Source organism: Streptomyces sp. MZ04 (assembly GCF_004684775.1).
Classification (GTDB): domain Bacteria; phylum Actinomycetota; class Actinomycetes; order Streptomycetales; family Streptomycetaceae; genus Streptomyces.
Window position 1 is genome coordinate 1 of the sequence record NZ_SRIC01000372.1, and the last position, 6,826, is coordinate 6,826.

7 protein-coding genes are annotated in these 6,826 nt (G+C 71.7%); 3 read left to right on the top strand and 4 right to left on the bottom strand.

The features are described from left to right. Window positions 1-161: 161 nt before the first annotated feature. A complete protein-coding gene (locus E2651_RS39495) occupies window positions 162-974 on the bottom strand; it encodes a methyltransferase domain-containing protein (protein ID WP_135336104.1) in 813 nt (270 codons plus the stop codon). Between the two features lie 148 nt (window positions 975-1,122). Here E2651_RS39495 and E2651_RS39500 point away from each other — a divergent pair, with 148 nt between their 5' ends. Both E2651_RS39500 and E2651_RS39505 read left to right on the top strand, forming a co-directional pair. Beyond that, complete coding sequence (locus E2651_RS39500) at window positions 1,123-2,259, top strand: magnesium and cobalt transport protein CorA (protein WP_135336105.1); 1,137 nt, start codon at window positions 1,123-1,125, stop codon at window positions 2,257-2,259. A 75-nt stretch (window positions 2,260-2,334) separates the two neighbouring features. Further along, complete coding sequence (locus E2651_RS39505; protein ID WP_135336106.1) at window positions 2,335-4,560, top strand: serine/threonine-protein kinase; 2,226 nt, start codon at window positions 2,335-2,337, stop codon at window positions 4,558-4,560. A 27-nt stretch (window positions 4,561-4,587) separates the two neighbouring features. Here the strand turns inward: E2651_RS39505 and E2651_RS39510 are convergent, their stop codons facing one another. The 3 genes from E2651_RS39510 to E2651_RS39520 all read right to left on the bottom strand — a co-directional run bounded on the left by E2651_RS39510 (window position 4,588) and on the right by E2651_RS39520 (window position 6,258). After that, a complete protein-coding gene (locus tag E2651_RS39510) occupies window positions 4,588-5,007 on the bottom strand; it encodes a CBS domain-containing protein (protein WP_135336107.1) in 420 nt (139 codons plus the stop codon). Window positions 5,008-5,126: 119 nt separating this feature from the next. Then, window positions 5,127-5,552 carry a PPOX class F420-dependent oxidoreductase gene (locus tag E2651_RS39515; protein ID WP_135336108.1) on the bottom strand — a complete coding sequence of 142 codons (426 nt, stop codon included), beginning with the start codon at window positions 5,550-5,552 and terminating at the stop codon, window positions 5,127-5,129. A gap of 64 nt (window positions 5,553-5,616) precedes the next feature. Beyond that, window positions 5,617-6,258 (bottom strand): uridine kinase, encoded by a 642-nt coding sequence (locus E2651_RS39520; protein ID WP_209446362.1) that lies wholly within the window; start codon window positions 6,256-6,258, stop codon window positions 5,617-5,619. Window positions 6,259-6,318: 60 nt separating this feature from the next. Here E2651_RS39520 and E2651_RS39525 point away from each other — a divergent pair. After that, on the top strand, window positions 6,319-6,826 hold a 508-nt coding region (locus tag E2651_RS39525), incomplete at its 3' end, for a DUF2293 domain-containing protein (protein WP_135336110.1).

Below are 6,826 nucleotides of genomic sequence, written 5' to 3' on the forward strand. Positions count from 1 at the left end.
GGTGCAGGGCGGGGGCCCGCGCCGTCGAACGGGTCGGGGGGCGGCCCCCGTTGCCCGGTTCGACGGCCTGTTGAGCCCTGGGGTCGCTGGGCTCTGCCTTCGGCTGCGGGGTCGTGGGGGCTTGTCGCGCAGTTCCCCGCGCCCCTTACGGGGCGCTCTGCTTACCCCTTCCTGCCCCACGCCGAGATCAGCGGTGACGTCGCCAGGTCCATCGTGCCCGTCGCGACGCTCGCCAGGTGGGTGGTGATGTCCTCGTCCGTGGCCAGGCCCGCCGCGGTCAGGGCCGTGCGGGACTGCTGGATCGTCACGGTCTCCAGGGCGGCGCACGCGGGGGCCGTCAGGGGGAAGTACGCGTCGGCCTCCACCTGGCACAGGCCCGCGGCGCGCAGCATGCGGGGCAGGCCCCGGCCGTACGCGACGTCGGAGCCCCGCTGGGTGAGCAGCGCGCGCCTGAGGCGGTTCGCCAACTCCTGTGCGGGGCCGTGCTCGTCGGGGCAGGGCAGCGGCTGCAGCGCGGGGTCGGCCTCCTCGATCAGGAGGCGGCCACCGGAACGCAGCGCCCTGATCATCGACCGCAGCGCCTGCTCCAGGTCGGGCACCCGGGACAGCACGAGCCGCGCGTGTACCAGGTCGAAGCCCTCGATGGGCGGCGCGTCCGCGCCCACGTCATGCCTGCGGACCTCGACCGGCGGGCGCGCGGCCGACGTCTGCCAGGACGTGTCCGTGGCGGTCGCGAGGACCCGCCCGGTGGGGCCCACCCGCTTGGCGAGCCAGGAGACGACGGAGGTGCCGCCCGCCCCGACCTCCCAGCAGCGCCAGCCGGGACCGATGCCGAGCCGCTCGATGTGCCGGAAGGTCGTGGGATCGAAGAGGGCCGCGAAGGCCTCGCGGCGCCGGCCGACCTCGGTGGCCTCGGCAGCCCCGGCCGCCCCGGCGGGTCGATTTCCTGAGAGATAGCCGTCGATGAGCGTCATGCCCCGATCATCCCAGTTGTCCGGCTTCCCCTGGGGAGGCTGAACCGGGCATATCGGAGCGGAGCCTTCCGTTCCCACAGGCCCCGGCCGCACTGTCGCCCCGTACTGGCAGACTTGCCCGTCAAGTCACCGGAACGAGGAGCCACGCATGTCGATGGCAGGCAACCTGCGGAAGGTAGGGAACCTCCGGAAGGTCGGCGGCCTGAGGAGAGTCGCACGGGCAGCCCGCCTCACGCGGAGGCACACCCGCGTCGACCTCAGCCACCCCGTCCGCTCCCCGCTGGGCTCGTCGGTGGTGAAGTGCGTGACGTACCGCGACGGGGTCCGCCAGGAGGGCGGCCGCGACCTGGTCGAGGAGGTCGAGCGCGTACGCAAGAGCCGTGACGGTTTCGTCTGGCTGGGTCTTCACGAGCCGACCGAGCAGGAGTTCGCGGGCATCGCGGACCTCTTCGACCTGCACCCGCTCGCCGTTGAGGACGCGGTGCACGCGCATCAGCGGCCGAAGGTCGAGCGGTACGACGAGACGCTGTTCGCCGTGTTCAAGACCGTTTGCTACGTGGACCATGCCGAGCTGACCGCGACCAGCGAGGTGGTGGACACCGGCGAGATCATGGTCTTCGTCGGCCGGGAGTTCGTGATCACCGTGCGGCACGGCAGGCACGGCTCGCTCGGTCCGCTGCGCGAGGGGCTCGAATCGGCGCCCGAGCAGCTCGCCAAGGGCCCCGGCGCGGTGCTGCACGCGCTGGCCGACCACGTCGTGGACGACTATCTCGCCGCCACGGACGCCGTGCAGGCCGATATCGACCAGGTCGAGATGGACGTGTTCTCCAAGCAGGGCGAGCGCGCGGATCCGGGCCGCATCTACCAGCTCAAGCGTGAACTGCTCGAGCTGAAGCGGGCCGTGGTGCCGCTCGGCCGCCCCCTGCAGATCCTGGCCACCCAGCCGATGCGGGCGATCGCCCCGGAGATACAGGCCTACTTCCGGGACGTCGACGACCATCTGAAGCGGGCCACCGAGCAGATCGCCGCCTTCGACGAACTCCTGAACTCGATCCTCCAGGCGCATCTCGCACAGGTGACGGTGGCCCAGAACGAGGACATGCGGAAGATCACGGCGTGGGCCGCGGTGATCGCCGTGCCGACGATGGTCTGCGGTCTGTACGGCATGAACTTCGACCACATGCCCGAGCTGCACTGGAAGTACGGCTACGGCATGGTCGTCGGCCTGATCGTCACCATCTGTTTCTCGCTCTACCGCGGATTCCGTCGCAATGGCTGGCTCTGACGCACCGCGACAGCCCCGCCACGCACCGGCGTCTAGTCTGTGACGGCCATGTCGACCACTGGGGGAAGGTGACCGATGCCTCTGCGCGAGGGTGATCCCGAGTCGATCGGCGGCTACCGGATCGAGTCGCGGATCGGCACCGGCGGCATGGGCGTCGTCTATCTCGGGCGCTCCGCGTCGGGCCGCGCGGTCGCGGTCAAGGTCGTCCACACCCAGTACGCGGACGACCCCGAGTTCCGCGCGCGCTTCCGCCAGGAGGTCACGGCCGCGCGCCGGGTCAGCGGCGCCTTCACCGCGCCCGTCGTGGACGCCGACCCGGAGGCCGCGCTGCCCTGGATGGCCACGGCGTACGTTCCCGGGGACACCCTCGCCCAGCGCGTCGCCGAGCACGGGCCCCTCGACTGGCCGCGGCTGAAGCGGCTCGGCGGCGAACTGGCCGAGGCACTGCGGGAGATCCACCGCGCCGAGGTGGTGCACCGCGACCTGAAGCCGAGCAACGTACTGCTGCTCGACTCCGGGGAGGACACGGACGGCGGCGGTGGTGACGGCGGCGACAGCGGGATGACGCGCGTCATCGACTTCGGCATCTCCCGTGCCGCGCACAGCGATGTGCGGACGCAGACGGGCCTGGTGATGGGCTCACCGCCGTTCATGGCACCGGAGCAGTTCAGCAGCCCGCGCGACGTGGGGCCGCCCGTCGACGTCTTCGCCCTTGGCGCACTGCTGGTGTACGCGGCGACCGGGCGCAGCCCCTTCGAGGCGGAGAACGCGTACCTGGCCGCCTATCAGACGGTGCACAACGACCCCGAACTGGGCGCGCTGCCCGAGTCGTTGCGTCCCCTGGTCCTCGCCTGCCTCACCAAGGACCCGCAGGACAGGCCCACTCCGGTGCAGGTGCTCGAGGCGCTGGCCGCGCTGCCGGACGAGGGAGAGCCGGGTGCGCCACGGGAGCGCGAAGCCACCGTGGAACGGGCGGAGGAGCCGGAGAGTCCCGCCACCGACGCCTCCGATGCCACGTTCGCCTTGTCGGCGACCGCGCCCCAACGCCCGCGCCGGGGACGGCGGTTCAAGGTCGCCCTCGCCGGCGCGGTGGCCTTGACCGCCGTGATCGGCATCGGCGTATCCGTGTCGCTGCTGGGGAGTTCGGATCCCGTCGCGGAGGGCTCGGACGCCAAGTCGGGCCTGCCCGAGGGCTGGCGGCCGTGGCACGTCGCGGCCGAGAAGGACGGCGACGACATGATGCCGTCGTCGGAGGCCTGCACCCCGCACGCGCACGGCGTCTACTGCGCGTCGCCGACCACGGCGCTGACCCGGCTCGATCCCCTGACGGGCAAGGTCACCTGGACCAAGCCGATGCACCGCCCGAAGTCCAGCGACGGGTACTCGGTCACCGAGCCCGTCGTGGGCGCCGGGGCGGTGTTCACGTTCAGCGCGGAGGGCTCCGGGGGAGTCGACGCGTACGACGCGAAGAGCGGCAGACGGCTGTGGCGGCTACCGGGGCCGCACGCGGAGTTCCAGTTCCTCAGCGGCGTACTCGTCGTGCACAAGGGCGAGTTGAACGAGTCCCGGACGTCGACGTACACGGCGTACGACCCCCGGTCCGGCGACGAGCTCTGGCACCACAAGGTGACCAGCGACTCGCCCGGCGCGTTCTACGCGGGCCCGGACGGCACGCTCTTCGCGGATCTGCGCACCGCCGCGCGCAAGGGCGACGCCACCCCCGCCTCCTCGGCCATCACGCGCTTCGACGCGCGCACCGGCCGGAAGCTGGGCTCGGTCAAGGCACCGAAGGGCGACCTCTGGCTGGCCACGGTGCACGACGGCAAGGGGTACTTCGCCCGCTGGGAGAACGACTCGGGTGTCTCGTCGCGCTTCTTCATCCAGGATCTGGCCTCGGGGAACGTCCGCGGGATCGACTTCCCCTGGGCGGTCGAACCGGAGGCGCCGCCGCTGGTGCGCGGCGACGCCATGTACGTGTTCGACTACGCCAACGAGACCGTGCTCGCCCTGGACCTCGAGCGCGGCAAGCCGCTGTGGACGACCTCGCGCGAACTGCGGATCTTCAGCGAGCCGTCGGTGCGGGGCGACACCCTGTACGCCACGATGCCGGACAGCAGCGTGATCGCCGTCAACACCCGTACGGGCAAGGAGCGGTGGCGCTCGGCGCCCTCCTTCAGGGACACCGGCCGAGGCGGCTCGGTGGACGACCGCTCCCCGAGCGGGACGGCCCCGCTGGCCCTCGGGGGCGTGCTGTACGGGGCGACGGACGACGGCACGTTCTCGGTGGCGGCAAAGGGTTAGCCACGGGGGCAGCCCCCTGTGGGTGGGTCAGCCCTTCGCGTACACGCTCTCGGCCCAGCCCGCGAGCTGCTCCTCGGTGAGGTGTCTGGCGAGGTCGGCCTCGCTGATCATGCCGACCAGGCGCTTGTTCTCGATGACCGGGAGCCTGCGGATCTGGTGGCCCTGCATCTCGTTGAGGACCGCGTCGACGTCCGCGTCCGACTCGACCCAGCGTGGCGTGCCCTTGGCCATCTCGCCCGCGGTCACCTTGGACGGATCGTGCCCCATCGCCACGCAGCCGACCACGATGTCGCGGTCGGTGAGGATGCCGCAGAGGCGTTCGTTCTCGTCGCTGATGGGCAGCGCGCCCACGTCGAGCTGGCGCATGAGCTGCGCGGCGCGGTCCAGGGTCTCGTGGACGGGGATCCACTGGGCACCGCGGTGCATGATGTCTCCGGCGGTGGTCATGAGTACCTCCCGTTGCCGGACGGCCGGCGCGGCACGGAGGCACCGCTAGTCCCGGCGCCCTTCATTCTCGCCGGGCCCACGGGGGTCCGCACGCCGGGGACCTCAGATGTTGAAGCCCCTCAGATGTTGAAGCCGACGACCTTCTGCGGGATCACGCGGACGATCACACGGGTCTCCTCCTCCTTCTCGCCCGGCGGGTCGATGCCGAGGTACTTGTGCGAGAGCTCGTGCGGGAGCCGCTTCTGAGGGTCGGGGAGGATCTCCGCGACGCCGCGGATCTCGGTCGACGCGTACGGGTTCGCCAGGTCGAAGACCGAGACGCTGATCCGCGGGTCACGTTCGAGGTTGCGGACCTTCTGCCGCCCCGCGGTGGAGGAGAACAGCACGGTGTCCCCCTCCCGTTTGATCCACACCACCGAGTTCTGCGGGCCCCCGGCGGGGCCGAGGGTCGCGATGCTGGCGAAGTTCTTGCCGTCCAGGAGCGCGCGGACGGATTCACTGAAGTTGACTGCCGCTGCCGCTGAGTCGATCTCTTCCGTTGCCATGCCCAGACCCTAACTGCATGCACGTGCATATAAAAGAGGTTCGGCGATTCAACCGTTCAACGGTTCAACCGCTCCACGCCGGATGCCGGGGATCGTCGGCGCGTACGACCACGTCGGCCACCGCACCGGGGTCGATCTCCGCCTCGTACCGCTCGAAGGCCGGCAGCGTCCACTGCGCGTCCGGTTCGGTACGTCGTCGCAGGGCACCCTGCGAGAGCCGCACCTGCACCGTCAGGTCGAAGGGGAACCAGTGGCCGAGCAGCAGCGGACCATGCGCCAACAGGATGCCGCCGGGCGGGAGTTCGACGTACGGACTGCGTGTGGCGCGGTCCGCGACCGGGTCCCACAGGTCGGGCAGTACGCGCCCCGTGCCACCCGGATCCAGCGGCCCGAACACCTCGCGCCACAGCGCTCCCGTGTCGAACCAGCCGCTGTAGTACGCCTCCACGTCCTCGCGCCCGTACTCCAGGCGCAGCGAGGCCGGGCGCAGGAAATCCTCCGTGCCGACCACCAGGGCGGACCGTCCGCGCACCCGCAGGGCGTCGGCCACGCGCCGCGCGAGCTCGCCGGGCCTGCCCGCGGGGGCGCCGTCGAAGGCGATGCGGGGCCAGGGGCTCCCGTCGGCCGTCTTGAGCTCCGCGAGCCGGTCGGCGAGGGCTTCGGTGAGCCGTTCCCAGGTGATCGCTTCGAGTCGCACAGGGCTCATGATGCCGGGTGGCGGTACGGGTGGCGGTAGGGCCCCTCGGCGAGTGGGAATGCTCCGTTCATGGCTCCGACCGCCCCTCCTCCGCCAACTCCGCCCGCCGGACGGGGACTTGTCGCCGTCCAGCCGCTGAAGCGGAGGCACTGCGCGGAGTGCCGCAGAGGACCGCTGACCCTGCTGGTCGTCGAGGACGCCGAGCCGCACTGTCTGGACTGCGCCGACCTGGGCCATCTCGTCTTCCTGCCGCGCGGCGACACCGCGCTGACGCGGCGGGCCCGCGAGGGGAGCGGCCTGTCGGCGGTGGTCGTCCGCCTCAACCGGCGCCGGAGCCGGTACGAGCGCCAGGGCGTCCTCGTCGAGGAGGCGGCCCTCACGCGGGCCGAGGAGCGGTGCCTCGCGGACGCGGAGGCGCGGGCGCGGCGCAGGGCTCGGGACGCGGTGCGGCGGGCGGCGGAGGACATCCGGTTCACGGGGGCGTTCGCGGACGAGATACGCCGTCTCTTCCCCGGTTGTCCGGAGTCGCGGGCCCTCGCGATCGCCGCGCATGCGTCCGTGCGGGGCAGTGGGCGGG

Excerpts from the sequence above, each read along its gene's own strand:
- E2651_RS39495 (WP_135336104.1), bottom strand. The coding sequence starts at position 974 with ATGACGCTCATCGACGGCTATCTCTCAGGAAATCGACCCGCCGGGGCG.
- E2651_RS39500 (WP_135336105.1), top strand. The coding sequence starts at position 1,123 with ATGTCGATGGCAGGCAACCTGCGGAAGGTAGGGAACCTCCGGAAGGTC.
- E2651_RS39505 (WP_135336106.1), top strand. The coding sequence starts at position 2,335 with ATGCCTCTGCGCGAGGGTGATCCCGAGTCGATCGGCGGCTACCGGATC.
- E2651_RS39510 (WP_135336107.1), bottom strand. The coding sequence starts at position 5,007 with ATGACCACCGCCGGAGACATCATGCACCGCGGTGCCCAGTGGATCCCC.
- E2651_RS39515 (WP_135336108.1), bottom strand. The coding sequence starts at position 5,552 with ATGGCAACGGAAGAGATCGACTCAGCGGCAGCGGCAGTCAACTTCAGT.
- E2651_RS39520 (WP_209446362.1), bottom strand. The coding sequence starts at position 6,258 with ATGAGCCCTGTGCGACTCGAAGCGATCACCTGGGAACGGCTCACCGAA.